Consider the following 18,222-nt stretch of genomic DNA (forward strand, 5'->3'; position numbering starts at 1 on the left):
ACCCCGATTCAGACGAACCGGTTGACCCAGTTCTCCAGCCGCTCTTGCCGCCCGGATCGAGGCTCCGGATTGATCCCCTCGGCCAGCACCCGATCTTGTATGGCCCCCAGATCGCTGTCCAGCATGGCCTGGGCGCCCGGCGTGTCCCAGCCCGCGTATCTGTCGGCCAGGGCCGTCTCCAGCCCGCCATCCTCCAGCATGGCCGCCGCCGCCTTCAGGCCGCGCGCGCAGACATCCATTCCACCGATGTGGGCGGCGATCAGATCCTCGGCGTCCAGCGACTGCCGCCGCAGCTTGGCGTCGAAATTGGTGCCGCCGGTGGTGAACCCGCCCATCTTGAGCACGTGATAATAGGCCAGCGCCACCTCCGGCACGTTGTTGGGAAACTGATCCGTGTCCCAACCTGACTGGTAGTCATTCCGGTTCATGTCGATCGACCCCAGCATCCCCTCGGACGCCGCCAGCGCCAATTCGTGTTCAAACGAATGCCCCGCAAGGATCGCGTGCCCTTGTTCGAGGTTCAGCTTGATCTCGCCTTCCAGACCATATTTGCGCAGAAAGCCGATGCAGGTCGCCACGTCGTAGTCATACTGGTGCTTCGACGGCTCCTGCGGTTTCGGCTCCAGCAGGATCGCACCCTGAAAGCCGATCTTGTGTTTGTAATCGACCACCATCGACAGGAACCGCGCCATATTGTCGGCCTCGCGCCCCAGATCGGTGTTCAGCAGCGTCTCATAGCCCTCGCGCCCGCCCCACAGGACGTAGTTCTGACCGCCCAGCTTTTGCGTGGCGTCGATACAGCCCTTCACCGTGGCCGCCGCAAAGGCAAAGACATCCGGGTCCGGGTTCGTCGCCGCCCCCGACATGAACCGCCGGTGCGAGAACAGGTTGGCCGTGCCCCAAAGCAGCCGCGCCTTCGACGCCTCCTGCTTGGTCCCGATATAGTCGGTGATCTCTTCCAGCGTTGACAGGTTGTCGGCATAGTTGCCCTGTTCGGGCCGGATATCCGCGTCGTGCCAGCAATAGAACGGCTGGCCCAGCAGGTCGAACATCTCGAACGCCACATCGGCTTTTTGCTTGGCGCGGCCCATATCGTCCTGCGGGTGCCACGGACGCACAAAGGTCTGCCCGCCAAAGGGATCGCCGCCTTCCCATGCAAACGAATGCCACCACGCCACGGCAAAGCGCAGATGGTCCTCCATCCGCTTGCCCATGACCTCTTCGTCAGGGTTGTAGTGGCGATAGGCCAGCGGGTTATCGCTGTCCGGTCCCTCATAGCGGATCGGCGTGATGCCCTCGAAAAATCCCGTGCTCATGTCAGCCCCTTCACTGCCGGATAAATCTCATGCCACGACGCGTAGGCCGCGTCATAGGCCGCTGTCAGCGCCGTGTTCGGCGCGATGGTCTCGCGGATTGGCGGCGGGGCCATGACCGCATCGACGCTGCCCGCGCCCGCACCCACCATGGCCAGCCGCGCCGCGCCCAGCGCCGCGCCAAAATCGCCCTTTTCGGGCAGCCCCAACGGCACGCCCAGCACCGTCGCCAGCAATTCAACCCAGTAACGCGACTGCGCGCCGCCGCCGATGGCCAGCATCTGGTCCAGCCGCGCGCCCGACGCCCTCAGCGCCTCGGCGCAATCGCGCAGGGCAAAGGCCACGCCTTCCATCACCGCACGCGTCATGTCGCGCCGGTCCGTCCCGACGCCGATGTTCAGAAACCCGCCCCGGATGTCGCTGTCGTTGTGCGGCGTCCGCTCACCGGACAGATAGGGCAGGAACCGCAGCTCCCCCGGCCCGTCCAGCGTCTCCCCGACCTCACGCGACAACTCCGCCGGTGAGGCCCCCGTCACCCGCGACAGCCAGTTCAGACTGTCTGTCGCGGCCAAAATCACCCCCATCTGATACCACTGCCCCGGCACCGCGTGGCAGAACGTATGCACCGCACTTTCGGGCAGGGGCGCATAGCCGTCGCGCCCGGCCAGAACCACGCCGGAGGTGCCCAGAGACACAAACCCCGTCCCCTCACGCATGGCCCCCACGCCGCAGGCAGAGGCCGCGTTGTCCCCGGCCCCGCCGACCACGACCACCTCTCGGGATATGCCCCAACGCGCGGCCAGTTCGGGCCGCAGCGTGCCGCCGCCCTCACAACCCTCGACCAGACGCGGCATCTGATCCGCGCGCATCCCCGACACCTCCAGCAGGCGTGCCGACCAGTCGCGCGCGCCCACGTCCAGCCACGCGGTCCCCGCGCCGTCGGACATGTCGGCGAACCGCACGCCGGTCAGGTGAAAGTTCATGTAGGCCGCCGGCAACAGGACAGAGGCGACACGGGCGAACACCTCCGGCTCATGCCGCGCGACCCACAGCAGCTTGGGCGCGGTGAAGCCGGGAAAAACGATATTGCCCGACAGCGCGCGCGCCCCGTCCGCCGCGTCCAGTTCCGCGGCCTCGGCCGCGCTGCGGGTGTCGTTCCACAGGATACAGGGCCGCAGTACCGCGCCGCTGTCATCCAGCAAGGTTGCCCCATGCATGTGGCCGGACACGCCGATGCCACGCACCTGCGCCATCGCCTGCGGATGCGTGGCGGCCAGTTCAACCAAGGCAGCGTCCACGGCGGCAACCCAATCCGCCGGATCCTGCTCGGACCAGCCGGGATGCGGATGGACCGGCGCATAGGCCCGCTGCGCGCTGCCCAACGGCACGCCGTCGCCATCGACCAGCAGGGCGCGTAACCCCGAAGTCCCCAGATCCAGCCCGATAAACATGATCACCCTCCCGTGTTGGCGCTCACGAAAACGAACAAAGGGGAGACTGTCAAATTGTGGCCCGGAAAAAAGGCGCAACCTTGCATCCCTGCAAGCGTCGCGCCGCGATATCAAATTCCTGAGAGATTCCCCTCATCGCGCGCCACGTCAAAGGGACGGCGGGCGGGGCGTCTTTCCGGCCAAAGGCCGGGAACAGCGTCGCCCGTCGTTCCGGGCGCACTACAAAGTCCGTCGTACCGGGCGCACTAACCAAAGCCCGTCGCACCGGGCGCACTAACCAAAGCCCGTCGTATCGGGCGCACTAACAAAGTCCGTCGTATCGGGCGCAAACATCCAGCCCTGAACGATCAGGCCTCAGCCCTTCTCCAGCGCGTCCAGCCGCGCCTTCAGCGCCTCGTTCTCTTCGCGGGCCTTCTGCGCCATGGCGCGCACCGCGTCGAACTCTTCACGGGTCACAAAATCGCGATCCGCCAGCCAGCGATCCACCAGCGATTTCATCGCGGTCTCCGCCTCTTCCTTGGCCCCCTGCGCCACGCCCATGGCGTTGGTCATCAGCTGGCTCAGATCCTCGAAAACCTTGTTACGCGTCTGCATGGGTCACTCCGACGTTGCATTCCGTTCCTATATGGTCCCCCAAGGCTCAACCCTCAAGGTTGACTTTGCCGCCAGACAAGAGGCAACAGGACGCATGCACGCAGTTATCCCCTTCCCCGACCTCTCGTCCGAGGTCTTTTCCATCGCGCTCTTCGGTTTCGAATTTGCGCTGCGCTGGTACGCGCTGGCCTATATCGCGGGCATCCTGATCGGCTGGCGGCTGGCCGTCTGGGCGGTCAAACGCGCCGACCTCTGGGCCAATGACACCCCGCCGATGCCCCCCCGCCAGATCGAGGATCTGCTGACGTGGGTCATCCTGGGCATCATCCTTGGCGGGCGGCTGGGCTTTGTGCTGTTCTACATGCCGGGCTATTACCTCTCGAACCCGCTGGAAATCCCTATGATATGGCAGGGCGGCATGGCCTTTCACGGCGGGCTGCTGGGCGTGGTCTTTGCCGTCTGGATGTTCTGCGCGCGCAACAAGGTGCCGCTGGCCTCCGCCTCTGACATGCTGGCGCTGGCAACACCGGCGGGCCTGCTGCTGGGCCGCATCGCCAATTTCATAAATGCCGAACTGTGGGGCCGCCCCTCTGACCTGCCTTGGGCGGTGATCTTTCCCGGCCAACTGGCGCAGGATTGCGGCCAGCCTCTGGGAGAACTGTGCGCCCGCCACCCCTCGCAGCTGTATGAGGCCACACTAGAGGGGCTGGTGCTGCTGATCGTGCTGCTGGTGATGGTGCATCGCGGCTGGCTGAAACGCCCCGGCGCTGTGGCAGGCACTTTTTTCATGGGCTACGGCTTTGGCCGCTTTATCGTCGAGTTCTTTCGCCAGCCTGACGTTCAGTTTCAGACCGTGGGCAACCCGCTTGGCCTTGCCCTGCATGTGAACGGTTACGGTTTGACGATGGGGCAACTGCTTACGCTGCCGATGATTGCGGGCGGCGCGCTGGCGATCTGGGTCGCCCTGCGCCGCGCCCGCACCGCAACAACGCCAGACCCGGCGACGTGACCACGCCCCTCGCCGATATCCTTGCCCGTCAGATTGCCACCACCGGGCCGATGACGCTGGCCGACTACATGGCGGCCTGCCTGATGCATCCGCAGCACGGCTATTACAGCACCCGTGACCCGCTGGGCGCAGGTGGCGATTTCACCACCGCGCCCGAGATCAGCCAGATGTTCGGCGAAGTGCTGGGCCTCTCTCTGGCGCAGACATGGCTGGATCAGGGCGCGCCTGCCGCCTTTGTCCTAGCCGAACTGGGACCGGGGCGCGGCACGCTGATGGCCGACGTCCTGCGCGCCACCGCCCGCGTCCCCGGCTTTCACGCCGCCGCCCATCTGCATCTGGTCGAGACCTCGCCCAGTCTGCGTGCCGAACAGTCCAAGCGACTGCCGCAGGCAACTTGGCACGATGTGGTCCAGACCTTGCCCGAGGGGCCGCTGTTCCTCGTCGCCAATGAGTTTTTCGACGCATTGCCGGTCCGCCAGTTCCAACGCGCAGGAGAGGACTGGCGCGAACGCGTCGTCGGCCTGCACGACAACCGCCTCAAACTCGGCCTCGCCGCCCCCGCCCCGCAGCCCGGCCTCAGCCACCGGCTGGATGACACGCAAGATGGCGACATTGTCGAAACCTGCGCCCCCGGTCAGGCCATCGCCGCCGTGCTTGGTGCGCGCATCGCGGCACAGGGCGGCGTCGCCCTGGTGATAGACTATGGCGACTGGCGGTCCCTCGGCGACACGTTGCAGGCGCTCAAGGGCCACGCACCCGTCGATCCATTTGCACTTCCGGGCACATCCGACCTGACCACCCATGTGGATTTTGAGGCCCTGGCCCGCGCCGCTGCCCCAGCCCAGCACACATTGCTGACGCCGCAGGGCGTCTTTCTGGAACGCCTCGGCATCACCCAACGCGCACAGGCGCTGGCCAAATCGCTCAGCGGCGCGGCGCTCGACAGCCACATCGCCGCACATCGCCGGTTGACGCACCCGGACGAAATGGGATCACTGTTCAAGACACTCGCCCTGCTGCCAAAGGGTGCCCCGCCACCCCCCGGACTGGAGATACGCCCCCTGTCATGACGCTCCAGATCATCACCTCGAACAGCCTCGCGCCGTTCCGCCACGGGTTCTTTACCCGTAAGGGCGGCGCGTCGTCGGGCATCTTTGCCGGGCTGAACTGCGGCACCGGGTCCACCGATCAGGCCGAAATCGTCTCGATCAACCGCGCCCGCGTGGCCGACGCGGTCGAGGTCGCGCCACAGCATCTGGCCACCGTGCATCAGGTCCATTCCGCCGACGCCATCACCGTCGACGGCCCGCTGTCCGATCCGCGCCCCAAGGCCGACGCGCTGGTCACTGCGACGCCGGGCGTGGCGCTGGCAGTGCTGACCGCCGATTGCCAGCCGGTGCTTTTTGCCGATCCCGGCGCAGGCGTCGTCGGCGCGGCCCACGCGGGCTGGCGCGGCGCGCGCGACGGGGTGCTGGAATCCACCATCGAGGCCATGATCGCCCTTGGCGCCACCCGCGACGGCATCCGTGCCGTCATCGGCCCCACCATCAGCCAGCGCGCCTATGAGGTCGGCCCGGAGTTCTTTGAGGATTTCGTCGCCGAAGACCCGGCCAACACGCGGTTTTTCGCAGGCGGCACCGACGACCGCATGATGTTCGACCTGCCCGCCTATGGGCTCCACCGCCTGCGCGAGGCCGGGGTAGAGGCGGAATGGACCCGCCATTGCACCTATTCCGACCCGGAGCTGTTCTACTCCTACCGCCGCACCACCCATGCGCGTGAGGCGGACTACGGCAGACTGATCTCTGTCATCCGGCTCTGATCCCGGCGGGACGCATTCACCGGAGATTTCGGAAACAATCCACCTATCCGCACGGGATTGTCCCAATGCTGCCGTAATTTGCTGCGAACTGTAACGACAGTCCCAGTCGGCACAGTAAAGAGGAGCCTCCCATGAAACCGCAACGCCGCTTTATCGCGTCCATCATCACCACCGCCAAAGCGGGTGCGCCCCGGCTGCCTTTTGAACGCGGCGCGCCTCGGACAGAGATGATTTCGCGCCGGACCGAAGCTCTCCAACCTCGCCCGGCAACCGCCAAGCGCGCCTGAGGCAGGGGCTCCACCAACCAAGACCGGGGCAAGGCGGCACCGCCGCGCCTTGCCCGACACCACCAGCCAAAGCGCCGCTCAGGACCTGAGATTCGCCGCGCTTGGCGGTAAAATGTGGCGGGATCGTCCATTTTACCCCGACAATCATCAACACCCTGCCGCATTGTCGCGCATGAACACGCATGGCCTGCGCCAATTTTGACAGAGCGCACCAATTGCGGCCAGATTGTCACCAGTCAGATGCGTTTATTCAAACCGTCCGTCTGTCGTTGTTGGTGGGGGCCAACACGGATGTGACCCGTTGCAAGGGTGTTCACATGACCCGTCTCCACCGCGGCCTCTCGGGCCGTGCCCCGATGGCCGATCATGCCTATTCTCCTCCTGTCCAGCCGGATCAGGAGGTCTCTCCGGACGGGCGGCCTCGTCGCGCAGGCTCTCTCATGCGCAAATACGAGGTCGCCGCCCTGCTCCCCGATCTCACGCTGTCTTTCACACAGCACGTGGCCCCCGCCTCGCCATTTTTCGAGGAATGCGCCACCGCCTTTGCGCGCGGCACGCTGATCGAAACGGTGCGCGGCGCTGTCGCGATCGAGGACATGGTCCCCGGCGACTACATCGAAACCGCACGCGGCAGCGAACCAGTCACATGGATCGGCTCCACCACCTATGTGCCGGGTCACGATGATGCGGCCACAACCCTGACGCATATGACGCGGATCACCGCAGATGCCTTTGGCATGGGCCAGCCAACAATGGACCTGCTACTGGGTCCTGCGGCCCGCATGGTGGTGCGCCACCCTCGGCTGGAGGATCTGCTGGGCAAGGACTGCGTGCTTGCGCCGGTGCGCGACTACGTGGACGGCGACCGCTATTTGCAGGTGACGCCGATGGGGACGGTACAGCTTTTCCACCTGATGGTGCAGCGCCACACGACAATCCGCGTCGGCGGCGTGGAACTGGAAACCTATCACCCCGGCAACACCGCCGGTCAGGCGCTGGGTCAGAACATGCGCGCCCTCTACCTCAGCATGTTCCCCAACATCACCGATCTCGACGATTTCGGACAGGTCGACATGACCCGCACCGCGCGTGAGGTCGTGGACCGTCTGGTCAACGTCTGACGGAACGCACGGCTGCGTTTCTTTTCTGTCCAAATCCGCCGGGGAGCGCGAGGGGCTGACCCCTCGCCCGCCCACGTCACGCGGAGCGGCTCAACCGTTCTTCCAGCACCTCGAAGGGCACGCCGGGATCATCCTTGGCGTTGCGGATCACCAGCGAGGTCTTGACGCTGGCCACGTTGGGCGCGGTCAGCAGATCGCCGGTCAAAAAACTCTGGAACGTTGACAGGTCCGGGGCGACGCATTTCAGGATGAAATCCACCTCGCCGTTCAGCATGTGGCATTCCCGAACCAGCGGCCACGCGCGACAGCGTTCCTCAAAGGCGCTCAGGTCCACCTCGGCCTGACTTTGCAGCCCGACCATGACAAACACCTGCACCTCAAACCCCAGCGACCGGCTGTCGACATCCGCGTGGTATCCGCGGATATAGCCCTGCTCCTCCAGCACACGCACACGGCGCAGGCAGGGCGGGGCCGAAATGCCCACGCGTCGGGCCAGTTCGACATTGGTCATCCGACCATCGGCTTGCAGTTCTGCCAGAATCTTGCGATCGATCGGATCAAGCCGGTGACCTGCCATCGTCTCCCCCGTCATATTCGCGATTGTTATAGCAGCCTACCGGCCCTGCGCAATAATATTTCAACCCGGCGCAAGATTCTTTTGCGCCGCTTGCCATCCCTGCGGCACGGCGCGCGCCCTCTTTTTTCATCCCCCCGACGCGGCTATATGACGACGGCACCGCCGCTTAGGAGAGCTTTCATGTCCCAGACACGCCACACCAAGGTCCTTATCATCGGCTCCGGCCCGGCCGGCTACACCGCCGGCGTCTATGCCAGCCGCGCGATGCTGGACCCGATCCTGGTGCAGGGGCTGGAACCCGGCGGCCAGCTGACCACCACCACAGAGGTCGAAAACTGGCCCGGTGACACAGAGGTGCAAGGCCCCGACCTGATGGTCCGGATGGAGGCACACGCCCGCGCCATGGGCACTGAGATCATCGGCGACATCATCTCGAAGGTCGATTTCGACCAGCGCCCGTTTGTGGCCAGCAGCGACAGCGGCACCACCTACACGGCGGATTCGATCATCCTTGCCACCGGCGCGCGCGCCAAATGGCTGGGTCTGCCGTCGGAAGAGGCGTTCAAGGGCTTTGGCGTCTCCGCCTGCGCCACCTGTGACGGCTTTTTCTATCGCGGCAAGGAAATAGTCGTCATCGGCGGCGGCAACACCGCCGTCGAAGAGGCGCTGTTCCTGACCAACTTCGCCTCCAAGGTCACGCTGATCCACCGCCGCGACGAATTGCGGGCTGAGAAAATCCTGATCGACCGCCTGATGAAAAACCCCAAGATCGAACCGCTGTGGTTCCACCAACTTGAAGAGGTCGTGGGCGACGACATGCCCAAAGGCGTGACCGGCGTGCGCGTCAAACACGTCAAGACCGGTGAGATCACCGAGATCCCCTGCGCCGGTGTCTTTGTCGCCATCGGCCACGCGCCCGCCAATGAACTGGTCAAGGATGTCCTTGAGACCCACATGGGCGGCTACGTCGTGACCAAACCCGACAGCACCGCCACCTCGATTCCCGGTGTCTTTGCCGCCGGTGACCTGACCGACCACAAATACCGGCAGGCGGTGACCAGCGCGGGCATGGGCTGCATGGCCGCGCTGGAGGCGGAACGCTGGCTGGCCGAACATGGCGAAGCCGCCGAACCCGCCCCTGATGCGGCAAACGAACCCGAAAGCGCATAACACCCCACTACCTGCGGATAGAAAGGCCAAGGCTCCGGATGATGCGTCGGGGCTTTGTTCATTTTCGAACCCGCATATTGAAATTCGGGCCGAAACGAAGTCTGCTAGGCATATTCCTCGATAGCAGCCGTTTCGAACCACATGTTACACGATCAGCCTCTGAAGCCCGACCGCCCCGCCCTTGCGGTGCTGGTCGATGGCGACAACGTCGCAGCCGACCATGCAGAGCAGGTGCTGGCCTTCGCCGCGAAACATGGCCGCGTGACGGTCGCACGCGTGTATGCGAACACCCAGGGCTTTTCGAATTGGCAGGACACGGTAGGGTATCGGCTCCTTCACACCGGAACCGGCAAGAACGCCGCCGATATTCTGCTGACAATCGACGCGATGGAATTGGCCCTGACGTCCGGAATCAGTGCCTTTATCCTTGCCAGTTCGGATTCTGATTTCACCCACCTTGCACTGCGGTTGCGCGAACTTGGCCACCAAGTGCAGGGTATCGGCGAAGCCAAAGCCCCGCCCGGTTTTCGCGCGGCCTGTGCCGGGTTTGCATTGCTGGACGCCCCGACCTGCGAAATGGAGGTCACCGGATTTGACCAGCAAATCCGCAGCATGATTGCCATGCACAGCCAGCAAGGCCGGGGCATGCGGATCACCGACCTCAGCGTCAAAATGCGCACCAGCCATGGCGCACAGATCAGCTCGCGCCCCGAAAAGACCTGGCGCGGCTACCTGAGCAAACGCCCACACCTCTTCCAACTTGATCCGAAAGGCCCCGAAGCCATGGTCCGCTTCCTGCCCAAGGGGTTCGGGACTTTGGCCTAAGCGCCAATCCGCCCCGTTGCGCAAACGTCACGCCGGCGGAAATCCCCCATAGCAGCGAACTTTGTCTTTTCTGCAAGTGCAAAGCGTGCGATGCGTTCAGCACTGAACACACTTTGAGTCGCCTGACATGCCCGCCGCCACCCTGCCATCCAATCTGCCGGAAGAAGACCAGCTCTTTCGCCTTTTGCGTCAGCTTGACCGCGCGCCAGAGGCTTCGCAGCGGGTGACGGCAGAGGCCATCGGCATCTCTCTGGGACGGCTCAACACCTACCTGCGCGCCGCCACGGACGCAGGTCTGGTCAAGGTCACCGAACGGTCCGGCCCCGACCGGCGTCAACGCTTTGCCTATGCGCTGACCCCCTTTGGCGCTGACGAAAAGATCCGGCTCGCCGACCAGTTTCTCGCCCGCAAATTCGCCGAATACGACGCGCTTCATGCCGAATTGACCGGCAGCGCAAGCGGTCTCATCCCCTTGAAGTACAGGAGCAAACTCATGCAGAACAACCTCGCCCCCATTCAAGAGCTCTACGTCTCTTATGACAGCGCGCAAAAGCTCAAGGTCGAAGCCGCTGACCTGACCAGCCACGACCTGACCCCGCGCCAGATCTGCGATCTGGAACTGCTGATGAACGGCGGCTTCAACCCGCTCAAGGGCTTCCTGTCCGAGGAAGACTACAACGGCGTCGTGGAAAACATGCGCCTTGCGGACGGCACCCTGTGGCCGATGCCGATCACCCTCGACGTCAATCAGGCCTTCGCCGACACTGTTGAGATCGGTCAGGACATCGCCCTGCGCGACCAAGAGGGCGTGATCCTCGGCACCATGACCGTCACCGACAAATGGCTGCCGAACAAGGCGCGTGAGGCCGAAATGGTCTTTGGCGCCGACGATCTGGCCCATCCGGCGGTCAACTACCTGCACAACACCGCAGGCGACGTCTACCTTGGCGGCCCGGTGACCGGCATCCAGCAGCCCGTGCACTATGACTTCCGCGCCCGCCGCGACACACCCAATGAACTGCGCGCCTATTTCCGCAAGCTGGGCTGGCGCAAGGTTGTCGCCTTCCAGACCCGCAACCCGCTGCACCGCGCGCATCAGGAACTGACCTTCCGCGCCGCGAAAGAGGCACAGGCCAACCTGCTGATCCACCCTGTTGTCGGCATGACCAAACCGGGCGACGTTGACCACTTTACCCGCGTGCGCTGCTATGAGGCGGTTCTGGACAAATACCCGGCCTCGACCACAACCATGTCGCTGCTGCCGCTGGCCATGCGTATGGCAGGCCCGCGTGAGGCGGTCTGGCACGGACTGATCCGCAAGAACCACGGCTGTACCCACCTGATCGTTGGCCGCGACCACGCTGGCCCCGGCAAGAACTCTGCCGGCGAAGACTTCTACGGCCCCTACGATGCACAGGACCTCTTCCGCACCCATCAGGAAGAAATGGGCATCGAAATGGTCGACTTCAAACACATGGTCTATGTGCAGGAACGCGCCCAGTACGAACCCAACGATGAGATCGAAGACAAGGACAACGTCACGATCCTGAACATCTCGGGCACCGAACTGCGCCGCCGTCTGGCCGAAGGTCTGGAAATCCCCGAGTGGTTCTCTTTCCCCGAGGTGGTCACCGAACTGCGCAAGACCAAGCCGCCGCGCTCTAACCAAGGGTTCACCGTCTTCTTCACCGGCCTGTCCGGCTCGGGCAAGTCGACCATCGCCAACGCGCTGATGGTCAAGCTGATGGAAATGGGCGGTCGCCCGGTGACGCTGCTGGACGGTGACGTGGTGCGCAAACACCTGTCGTCGGAACTGGGCTTCTCGAAAGAGCACCGCGACCTGAACATCAAACGCATCGGCTATGTCGCCTCCGAGATCACCAAAAACGGCGGAATCGCGATCTGCGCGCCCATCGCGCCCTACACCGCGACCCGCCGCGCCGTGCGCGAGATGATCGAGGAATACGGTGCCTTCACCGAGGTCCACGTCGCAACCTCGCTGGAGGAATGTGAGCGCCGCGACCGCAAAGGCCTGTACAAGCTGGCGCGCGAAGGCAAGATCAAGGAATTCACCGGCATCTCCGACCCTTATGAAGCGCCCACAAATGCCGAGTTGATCGTCGAAACAGAGAATGTCGACGTCGACAACTGCGCGCATCAGGTCATCCTGAAGCTGGAGTCGATGGGCCTGATCGCCGCGCAATAAGCGGCCCCTTAAGACATGCGTAAGGCCGGGCACTCTGCCCGGCCTTTTTCGTTTGCGCCCCGAAACTGACCCTGACCGGCGGGCGCACAGCGGCCTTCGGCCCCCGACTCGACGGAACCGGGCGGCGTGGGTACACTCGCGACCAATCCGGCGACCTGCGCCCCGCAACGGTTTGGCGCTTGATCGCCGCGTGAGATGCCGATGCGTAAAACGGGATTCAGCTTTCTGATCTTCCTCTGTCTGGGACTGGCCACGCCGGGTCTGGCACAGCCGGAAATCCACGTTGTTGCGGTCGGCAGCGGGCAGCCGTCCAAGGATACCTTTGCCCTGCCAGAGGCCCGTGTTCTGGTGGATCGACCGGGCCGCGATGTCAGTCTGGTGCTGCTGGACGGCGGCATCCTGCACTGGAAGGTCGAGGCCACCGCCGGAACTCTCATCAGCGACATCATCCGAAGCGGCCCGGATTCAACGGACAGCAAGGTATCCCTGTACGGAATCCCGATGATGGGCGTACAGGTCTCGGGGTTGCCGCTGGTCTTCAATCCGTGGGGGCATGATTTCCGGCAGCTGATCGACAGTGTCGCGGACAGGTCGGGAACAGACCGTATCAGCAGCTTTCAGGCGAGGCACAAGGCGCCCGCAGCACCGCTGAGGGTCGCGTCCGTCAATACGACAACCGCCGCCCTCGCACGGGACTACCTGTCGCCCTTGTTAGACGCCGGAGACGACCTCTCGCCGGACATCCGCAACTGGACTGAGAACCACAACCATTCCGGGGATTTCACCGTCGCGTTCGATGAGACCGGGGTCAGCCTGACCGGGCCATCCGGCGCGCAGCGGTTCCCCGCGACCCCCGGCATACCCCCGATCCTCCTGCCGGTGACAGGCGTGTATGACCCGGCGTCGCAGATGATCTACTGCATCACTGTCGGGGCAGAGGGATACCTGTATGCTGTCGATGCGCGGACCGGAAACTGGTCGGTGATCACCAGTCTGGACGACTACGACGCCGCCGGGTTGCTCTATGACCCGAACACACGCCAACTGATCCTGACCGGCGCGTTTTCACGACCGGGCGACATTCGGGTCTTTGGTCTGGACGGCAGCCGGTCTTCGGTCTTCATCCCGACCACGGGGTTTCCCGGACTGACCGACCTGTTCGACTACGGCAATGAACACGGCCCGCCGCTGACACCCCATGTCTACCGTGACGGATGGCTGCTGCTCAAAGCTGTGGCCACCCAAGACAGCGCCGGCCCCGGCCCCCACCCGCACCGCGTCTACGCCGTGCAGCTTGCAACCGGCGAGATGCGCTTGCTGCGCTTTGGCAATGACTAGGGTCAGGACCGGCCACCGCGCGCCACCTGTTTGCGACTAGCCCCGCAACCGCACCCGCGCCCCATGGCCCGACCGGCTTGGCCCCGACGACGAGCCCCTCAACATGTCCGCCCCGTAGGGCGCCTCTGCGCGGGCGAATTTCACCAGCTTGGTCAGATCGTGGCGCATGTCTTCGAACAGGTCCTCGAAATCATCCATCCGCATGTCGTAGGCCGCCTCGAAGGCCGCATCCCAGTCGTCCTCTTCGCCCACCGCGCGCCAGAAGACGACCATGCGGTCCTCGCCAAAGCGCAGCGCCAGCAGCGCCGCCGCAAGGTTCGAGGCCGAGTATTCCGCATCGCTGCGCACCGACTGCTTCTTGCGGATGAAATCCAGCGGGATCGGGTCCTCTGCATCGCGCGACTGCAACGACACCAGCATCGGCACCGATACCGTGCGCGTGGGGCCTTCGCGGGACTTGATCTGCGCCAGATAGGCGCTGCCCTCGACCATCCACGACGGCCCCATGCGGCGACGCCCGAACCCGTCAAAGGGCACCTTGTCATAGCTCATCTCGCGCTGAACATGGTGCATGTATTCGTGCAGCATCACGTATTGATAGCGCCCCTGCCAGATCTCGTATGAGGTGACAGCGTCCTGATCGCCCGACGGCATGCACAGCGCGATCCGGTTGCGATAGGCGCTGCCCATCACCCGCTCGACCCCGACACACAGATCGTCCGCCGTCTCTTCTGCCGCCGAAGGCGACAGATCGTCGATCCCCGGCACCGGCAGCCGCAGCAGGTCTTCAAGGTCGTCGCGGCCAAAGGCCACGATCAGCACCGGCTTGCTCGCCGTGGTGATGCCGTATTCGACCGCAAAGGTCTGGCGCGCCTCCTCATAGGACCGCTCGATATAGCCGCGGATCACCGGAGAGATATTGTCCTTGGTCAGGATCAGCGGCGGCTCTGCCGAGGGCATGACCTCGGCCGCCTGCGGCGCATAAGAGCCAATCTCACGGCACCAGCCGACCGCCGCGCGCTCTGAGAACTCGGGCAGCGCGTTGAACACCGCATGGGCCTCTTCGCCCTCCAGACGCTGCACGAATTCCGCCACCGCGCGGCGCGTCTGCACGCCGGTGACGCCATCCGCCTCACCAGGGTCCAGACCCAGCCGCGCCAGTTGCTGCTGCACGCAGGTCACATGCGTGTCAGAGGCCGCGGCGGCTCCCGCCGTTGCCCCCAGACAAAGGGCCAGTGCTGAAATCATCCGTGTGATCGTCATGGGCTTGATCCCCTGATGCTATCTGGCACCAAAGGTAGAAACGGATGGCCCGCCCGGCAAGTCAGGGGAATCGTACCCTGCGCGCGCCGCCTCATTGCCCCAGTTCCGCCTCCGTCAGCGGACGATGGGCAAGGATCTGGTCACCGTTCATGTCGCGATCCGCCAGAAACTCACGCTGCGCCATGCGGTCGTCGCGCAGCGTGGTATACAGCCCCTCGAACTCTTGCACGGTCATGCCGTAGACCTGCTCAAAGGCGGTGAACCAGTTGTCGGTCTCTCCCACCACGTGCCAGAACCGGAACAGCGTTTCCTCGCCATAGCGCTCCACCAGCATCGCCACCGCGTAGGCCGACACGTCATAGGCCTCGGACTCGCGCACCTCTTGCGCCAGCCGGATTTGTCGCAGCGTCAGGTCCGACCCCGCCGCCAGCGTGCGCATCGCATGCAGCCCCGGCACAAACCGCCCGTATTTCTCTTCCATAAAGGCCTGTTCGATCACCTGCGCCGACCCTTCGACCATCCATGCCGGCCCCATGCGGGGCCGCACGCCGTCCGGGTCATTGGTCCAGCGCGGCACCTTGTCATAGCTCAATTCGCGCTGGGCGTTGTGCACCACCTCATGTGTCATCGTGACCGACAGAACCATCCGGTACAACTCACCCAGCGCCGGGGTCCGCAGCGCCAGCGTGGTGCCGCAGAACGACAACCCATCCCGAGAGGCGCTGGCCCCAAGGCCAAACTCCGTCTCGCAGTCACGCCGCGCCCGCGCCCGCACATCGGCCCAGGCCTGCAACTCCATCGTGCCCGCCTCTTTCACCAACCGCTGCCAGGCGTCGGCATTGGTGGCCACGATGATCCTGACCTGACTGGCCACCTGCACACCATAACGGCGATACAGGAACTCTTCGGCCTCCAGAAAGGCGGTCATGACGTGGTCGGCGATCTCTGGATGGACATCCGGCCCGATAAAAACCTGCGGCGGCGTCGATGAGGGCATCACAGCCCGCGCCACTGGCGCGCTCAACCCGATCTCGCGGCACCAGCCCACGGAACTGCGCGCATTGAACGCCGGTAGGGCGTCCAGAACCCCGCGCCGCGCCGCGTCCAGTGTGTCCACATATGCGCGCAAGGCCTCGCGGGTGCGCGGCCCGTTCAACCCGTCCACCGGCCCCGGCTCATGACCCAGCGCCACCAGCTGCCCCTGCACACAGGCCACATGCACGTCGCCCGCCTCGGCCCGCGAGGCGGGCAGCAAAAGGCACAGAACCGCCAAAGCGGCCGCTCCCCATCTTGGCATCCGGGACTCCAATCTGCTGACTGCAATCCACCCAGTGACGCCCAGCGGCGCGCGGTCTGTCAAGACCGCGACCGGCCATCCGACGCGCGCCCAAGCCCAAACCTTTGGGGTATCGGGATTCTTGGCTACGGCAAAACGGCTCAGGACATGGACCGGAACCGCCCCGCCACCCTCCTGCCACATCAGCGGCTAGCGGTGATTCCGCATCCGCACACCGCGGCCACGGTGTCTTCTGTCCAAAAATATCCCGGGGGGGGACGACCGCAAGGAGACGGGGGTCATGCTGCAAGCATCCCTAGGGCATGACGCCCCCTTGCCCCCTCAATACAGTCTCACGCTCTCAAACGCTAGTGAACCGTCACCGGCGCCAGATCGTTCTGCCGCGCCAGCACAAAGGCCAAAGAGCGGTCCTTGACCAGCGCCAGACGCTCGCCATCGGCGCGGTGGACCGCATACAGCGTCTCCTGCCCGGCCACCTGCTCGCGCAAGTCGTCCGGCAAATCCGCCGTTTTCACCGGGCGCACATAGACAGTCTTTCCGGCGACCAGCTTGTCAAAATCATACTTGGCATGCATCGAAATTATCCTTTCCTGATGCTGATCGTCTGAACCACGGTTTCTGGCCGCGTCATCGTCAGATCCACGTGCAGCAGCCCGTTCTCCATGACGGCCTCGCCGACCTCGACACCATCGGCCAGCACGAAAGAGCGCTGGAACTGGCGCGCGGCGATCCCGCGATGCAGAAAGATTCGGTCGCTTCCATCGTCGCCCTGTCGGCCCCGGATGACCAGCTGCCGGTCCTCCACGGTGATCGACAGGTCACGTTCGCAGAATCCGGCCACGGCCAGAGTGATGCGATAGGAATGATCCGATGTCTGTTCGATATTGAACGGCGGATAGCCTTCGCTGGTCTTGGCAGTGCGCTCCAACAAGCGCTCCAACTGCTCAAAGCCAAGCATATGGGGATAAGATCCCAAGGTGAGTTTGCTCATCGACACGTCCTTTGCACAAGCGACCGTCACACCGGGCCCCACGTTTGGCGACCGCGACCCTCGAAATATGGGCACCGTGTCTAAAACGCGCAAGGGGCTTTGCGCAAAGCATTCGAATCGCTATCTTGAGGGTCCGGACGACCGACAGGGGACTTGGCACATGAACGCGCCCACCGATATCTCGATGAAGAACGACGATGTCCTGCGGGTCGAGCTTGAGGTTTTCCGCCGCGAACACCGCGACCTCGACGACGCAATCCGTGCGTTGCAGCAAACCGGCACCGCCGATCAGCTGACCCTGCAACGGCTGAAGAAGAAAAAGCTGAAACTCAAGGACAAGATCGCCCAGATCGAGGACCGGCTGCTGCCCGACATCATCGCCTGAGCGCGCGTCCAAGCGCCCCCATTGCACCCCCCTCCGCATCCCGTATAACGAAACCCTCTTAACGCGGAGGGACAGATGGACAGCCCCAAGGTCGGCATCATCATGGGCAGCCAGTCGGACTGGCCCACAATGGTCGAGGCCGCCGATATTCTCGACGAACTCGGCGTCGCCTATGAGACCCGCATCGTCTCGGCCCACCGCACCCCGGACCGCCTCTGGGACTACGGCAAGACGGCGGTGGCGCGCGGCCTCCAGGTCATCATCGCAGGCGCGGGGGGTGCCGCGCACCTGCCCGGCATGATGGCCTCCAAGACCCGCGTGCCGGTGGTTGGCGTGCCCGTTCAGACGCGCGCCCTAAACGGTGTCGACAGCCTTTATTCCATCCTCCAGATGCCCCGCGGCTTTCCGGTCGCCACCATGGCCATCGGCGCGGCGGGTGCGAAAAACGCGGGCCTCATGGCCGCCGGCATCCTCGCCCTGCAAGACCCCGCGCTGGCCGCCCGTCTCGACCAGTGGCGCACCGATCTCTCGGCCTCCATCGCCGAGGAACCGACCCGCGACTGACCATATCCC

At 64.4% G+C, this 18,222-nt stretch carries 19 protein-coding genes; 11 read left to right on the forward strand and 8 right to left on the reverse strand.

Going from position 1 to position 18,222, the window contains the following annotated elements; translation table 11 throughout:
- Nucleotides 1-8: 8 nt before the first annotated feature.
- The 3 genes from xylA to VOI21_RS01990 all read right to left on the reverse strand — a co-directional run bounded on the left by xylA (nt 9) and on the right by VOI21_RS01990 (nt 3,358).
- Nucleotides 9-1,316 carry a xylose isomerase gene (gene xylA / locus VOI21_RS01980; protein ID WP_323767162.1) on the reverse strand — a complete coding sequence of 436 codons (1,308 nt, stop codon included), beginning with the start codon at nt 1,314-1,316 and terminating at the stop codon, nt 9-11.
- Nucleotides 1,313-2,764, reverse strand: coding sequence for a xylulokinase (gene xylB / locus VOI21_RS01985; RefSeq protein ID WP_323767164.1), 1,452 nt, complete (start codon nt 2,762-2,764; stop codon nt 1,313-1,315). The genes xylA and xylB overlap by 4 nt, the downstream gene beginning before the upstream one ends.
- A 354-nt stretch (nt 2,765-3,118) precedes the next feature.
- On the reverse strand, nt 3,119-3,358 hold the full coding sequence (locus VOI21_RS01990) for an accessory factor UbiK family protein (RefSeq protein WP_323767166.1): 240 nt from the start codon (nt 3,356-3,358) through the stop codon (nt 3,119-3,121).
- A gap of 94 nt (nt 3,359-3,452) precedes the next feature.
- Here VOI21_RS01990 and lgt point away from each other — a divergent pair, with 94 nt between their 5' ends.
- From lgt to VOI21_RS02015, 5 genes are all read left to right on the forward strand, one after another.
- Entirely contained in the window at nt 3,453-4,367 is a 915-nt protein-coding gene (gene lgt / locus VOI21_RS01995; protein WP_323767168.1) for a prolipoprotein diacylglyceryl transferase, read from the forward strand.
- Between the two features lie 50 nt (nt 4,368-4,417).
- Nucleotides 4,418-5,437 carry a class I SAM-dependent methyltransferase gene (locus tag VOI21_RS02000; RefSeq protein WP_323768402.1) on the forward strand — a complete coding sequence of 340 codons (1,020 nt, stop codon included), beginning with the start codon at nt 4,418-4,420 and terminating at the stop codon, nt 5,435-5,437.
- Nucleotides 5,434-6,189, forward strand: coding sequence for a peptidoglycan editing factor PgeF (gene pgeF / locus VOI21_RS02005; protein ID WP_323767170.1), 756 nt, complete (start codon nt 5,434-5,436; stop codon nt 6,187-6,189). Before VOI21_RS02000 ends, pgeF begins: the two co-directional genes overlap by 4 nt.
- Before the next feature lie 131 nt (nt 6,190-6,320).
- The gene (locus VOI21_RS02010; protein ID WP_323767172.1) at nt 6,321-6,476 is read left to right on the forward strand and encodes a hypothetical protein; all 156 of its coding nucleotides are present in this window, start codon (nt 6,321-6,323) and stop codon (nt 6,474-6,476) included.
- A gap of 317 nt (nt 6,477-6,793) precedes the next feature.
- Nucleotides 6,794-7,597: a Hint domain-containing protein gene (locus VOI21_RS02015; RefSeq protein ID WP_323767174.1), complete on the forward strand. Its 804-nt coding sequence runs from the start codon at nt 6,794-6,796 to the stop codon at nt 7,595-7,597.
- A gap of 76 nt (nt 7,598-7,673) precedes the next feature.
- Here the strand turns inward: VOI21_RS02015 and VOI21_RS02020 are convergent, their stop codons facing one another.
- Nucleotides 7,674-8,174, reverse strand: coding sequence for an Lrp/AsnC family transcriptional regulator (locus VOI21_RS02020; protein WP_089276733.1), 501 nt, complete (start codon nt 8,172-8,174; stop codon nt 7,674-7,676).
- A gap of 180 nt (nt 8,175-8,354) precedes the next feature.
- Here VOI21_RS02020 and trxB point away from each other — a divergent pair, with 180 nt between their 5' ends.
- The 4 genes from trxB (at nt 8,355) to VOI21_RS02040 (ending at nt 13,713) form a co-directional block, all read left to right on the forward strand.
- The gene (gene trxB / locus VOI21_RS02025; RefSeq protein ID WP_323767176.1) at nt 8,355-9,344 is read left to right on the forward strand and encodes a thioredoxin-disulfide reductase; all 990 of its coding nucleotides are present in this window, start codon (nt 8,355-8,357) and stop codon (nt 9,342-9,344) included.
- A gap of 141 nt (nt 9,345-9,485) precedes the next feature.
- The gene (locus VOI21_RS02030; RefSeq protein ID WP_323767179.1) at nt 9,486-10,169 is read left to right on the forward strand and encodes an NYN domain-containing protein; all 684 of its coding nucleotides are present in this window, start codon (nt 9,486-9,488) and stop codon (nt 10,167-10,169) included.
- A gap of 127 nt (nt 10,170-10,296) precedes the next feature.
- Nucleotides 10,297-12,375, forward strand: a complete 2,079-nt coding sequence (locus VOI21_RS02035; RefSeq protein ID WP_323767181.1) for a bifunctional sulfate adenylyltransferase/adenylylsulfate kinase — start codon at nt 10,297-10,299, stop codon at nt 12,373-12,375.
- 201 nt (nt 12,376-12,576) lie between these two features.
- Entirely contained in the window at nt 12,577-13,713 is a 1,137-nt protein-coding gene (locus VOI21_RS02040; protein WP_323767183.1) for a hypothetical protein, read from the forward strand.
- 36 nt (nt 13,714-13,749) lie between these two features.
- Here the strand turns inward: VOI21_RS02040 and VOI21_RS02045 are convergent, their stop codons facing one another.
- The 4 genes from VOI21_RS02045 to VOI21_RS02060 form a co-directional block, all read right to left on the reverse strand.
- A complete protein-coding gene (locus tag VOI21_RS02045; RefSeq protein ID WP_323767185.1) occupies nt 13,750-14,976 on the reverse strand; it encodes a peptidoglycan-binding domain-containing protein in 1,227 nt (408 codons plus the stop codon).
- Nucleotides 14,977-15,067: 91 nt separating this feature from the next.
- Nucleotides 15,068-16,273 carry a peptidoglycan-binding domain-containing protein gene (locus VOI21_RS02050; RefSeq protein WP_323767187.1) on the reverse strand — a complete coding sequence of 402 codons (1,206 nt, stop codon included), beginning with the start codon at nt 16,271-16,273 and terminating at the stop codon, nt 15,068-15,070.
- A gap of 347 nt (nt 16,274-16,620) precedes the next feature.
- A complete protein-coding gene (locus VOI21_RS02055; RefSeq protein ID WP_323767189.1) occupies nt 16,621-16,848 on the reverse strand; it encodes a DUF1150 family protein in 228 nt (75 codons plus the stop codon).
- A gap of 5 nt (nt 16,849-16,853) precedes the next feature.
- Nucleotides 16,854-17,264 carry an Hsp20 family protein gene (locus VOI21_RS02060; protein ID WP_323767191.1) on the reverse strand — a complete coding sequence of 137 codons (411 nt, stop codon included), beginning with the start codon at nt 17,262-17,264 and terminating at the stop codon, nt 16,854-16,856.
- Nucleotides 17,265-17,424: 160 nt separating this feature from the next.
- Between VOI21_RS02060 and VOI21_RS02065 the strand changes: the two genes are divergently transcribed.
- Together VOI21_RS02065 and purE are read left to right on the forward strand one after the other, a co-directional pair.
- Nucleotides 17,425-17,649, forward strand: a complete 225-nt coding sequence (locus VOI21_RS02065) for a YdcH family protein (protein ID WP_323767193.1) — start codon at nt 17,425-17,427, stop codon at nt 17,647-17,649.
- 75 nt (nt 17,650-17,724) lie between these two features.
- Nucleotides 17,725-18,213, forward strand: coding sequence for a 5-(carboxyamino)imidazole ribonucleotide mutase (gene purE / locus VOI21_RS02070; protein WP_323767195.1), 489 nt, complete (start codon nt 17,725-17,727; stop codon nt 18,211-18,213).
- Nucleotides 18,214-18,222 lie beyond the last annotated feature (9 nt).

Source organism: Antarctobacter sp. (assembly GCF_034670325.1).
Classification (GTDB): Bacteria; Pseudomonadota; Alphaproteobacteria; order Rhodobacterales; family Rhodobacteraceae; genus Antarctobacter.

Coding starts and splice junctions, on each gene's coding strand:
- VOI21_RS02050 (WP_323767187.1), bottom strand. CDS start 16,273: ATGCCAAGATGGGGAGCGGCCGCTTTGGCGGTTCTGTGCCTTTTGCTG.
- VOI21_RS02000 (WP_323768402.1), top strand. CDS start 4,418: ATGACGCTGGCCGACTACATGGCGGCCTGCCTGATGCATCCGCAGCAC.
- lgt (WP_323767168.1), top strand. CDS start 3,453: ATGCACGCAGTTATCCCCTTCCCCGACCTCTCGTCCGAGGTCTTTTCC.
- VOI21_RS02020 (WP_089276733.1), bottom strand. CDS start 8,174: ATGGCAGGTCACCGGCTTGATCCGATCGATCGCAAGATTCTGGCAGAA.
- VOI21_RS02010 (WP_323767172.1), top strand. CDS start 6,321: ATGAAACCGCAACGCCGCTTTATCGCGTCCATCATCACCACCGCCAAA.
- xylB (WP_323767164.1), bottom strand. CDS start 2,764: ATGTTTATCGGGCTGGATCTGGGGACTTCGGGGTTACGCGCCCTGCTG.
- xylA (WP_323767162.1), bottom strand. CDS start 1,316: ATGAGCACGGGATTTTTCGAGGGCATCACGCCGATCCGCTATGAGGGA.
- VOI21_RS02055 (WP_323767189.1), bottom strand. CDS start 16,848: ATGCATGCCAAGTATGATTTTGACAAGCTGGTCGCCGGAAAGACTGTC.
- VOI21_RS02060 (WP_323767191.1), bottom strand. CDS start 17,264: ATGAGCAAACTCACCTTGGGATCTTATCCCCATATGCTTGGCTTTGAG.
- VOI21_RS02040 (WP_323767183.1), top strand. CDS start 12,577: ATGCGTAAAACGGGATTCAGCTTTCTGATCTTCCTCTGTCTGGGACTG.
- pgeF (WP_323767170.1), top strand. CDS start 5,434: ATGACGCTCCAGATCATCACCTCGAACAGCCTCGCGCCGTTCCGCCAC.
- purE (WP_323767195.1), top strand. CDS start 17,725: ATGGACAGCCCCAAGGTCGGCATCATCATGGGCAGCCAGTCGGACTGG.
- VOI21_RS02065 (WP_323767193.1), top strand. CDS start 17,425: ATGAACGCGCCCACCGATATCTCGATGAAGAACGACGATGTCCTGCGG.
- VOI21_RS01990 (WP_323767166.1), bottom strand. CDS start 3,358: ATGCAGACGCGTAACAAGGTTTTCGAGGATCTGAGCCAGCTGATGACC.
- VOI21_RS02035 (WP_323767181.1), top strand. CDS start 10,297: ATGCCCGCCGCCACCCTGCCATCCAATCTGCCGGAAGAAGACCAGCTC.
- VOI21_RS02030 (WP_323767179.1), top strand. CDS start 9,486: ATGTTACACGATCAGCCTCTGAAGCCCGACCGCCCCGCCCTTGCGGTG.
- VOI21_RS02015 (WP_323767174.1), top strand. CDS start 6,794: ATGACCCGTCTCCACCGCGGCCTCTCGGGCCGTGCCCCGATGGCCGAT.
- VOI21_RS02045 (WP_323767185.1), bottom strand. CDS start 14,976: ATGACGATCACACGGATGATTTCAGCACTGGCCCTTTGTCTGGGGGCA.
- trxB (WP_323767176.1), top strand. CDS start 8,355: ATGTCCCAGACACGCCACACCAAGGTCCTTATCATCGGCTCCGGCCCG.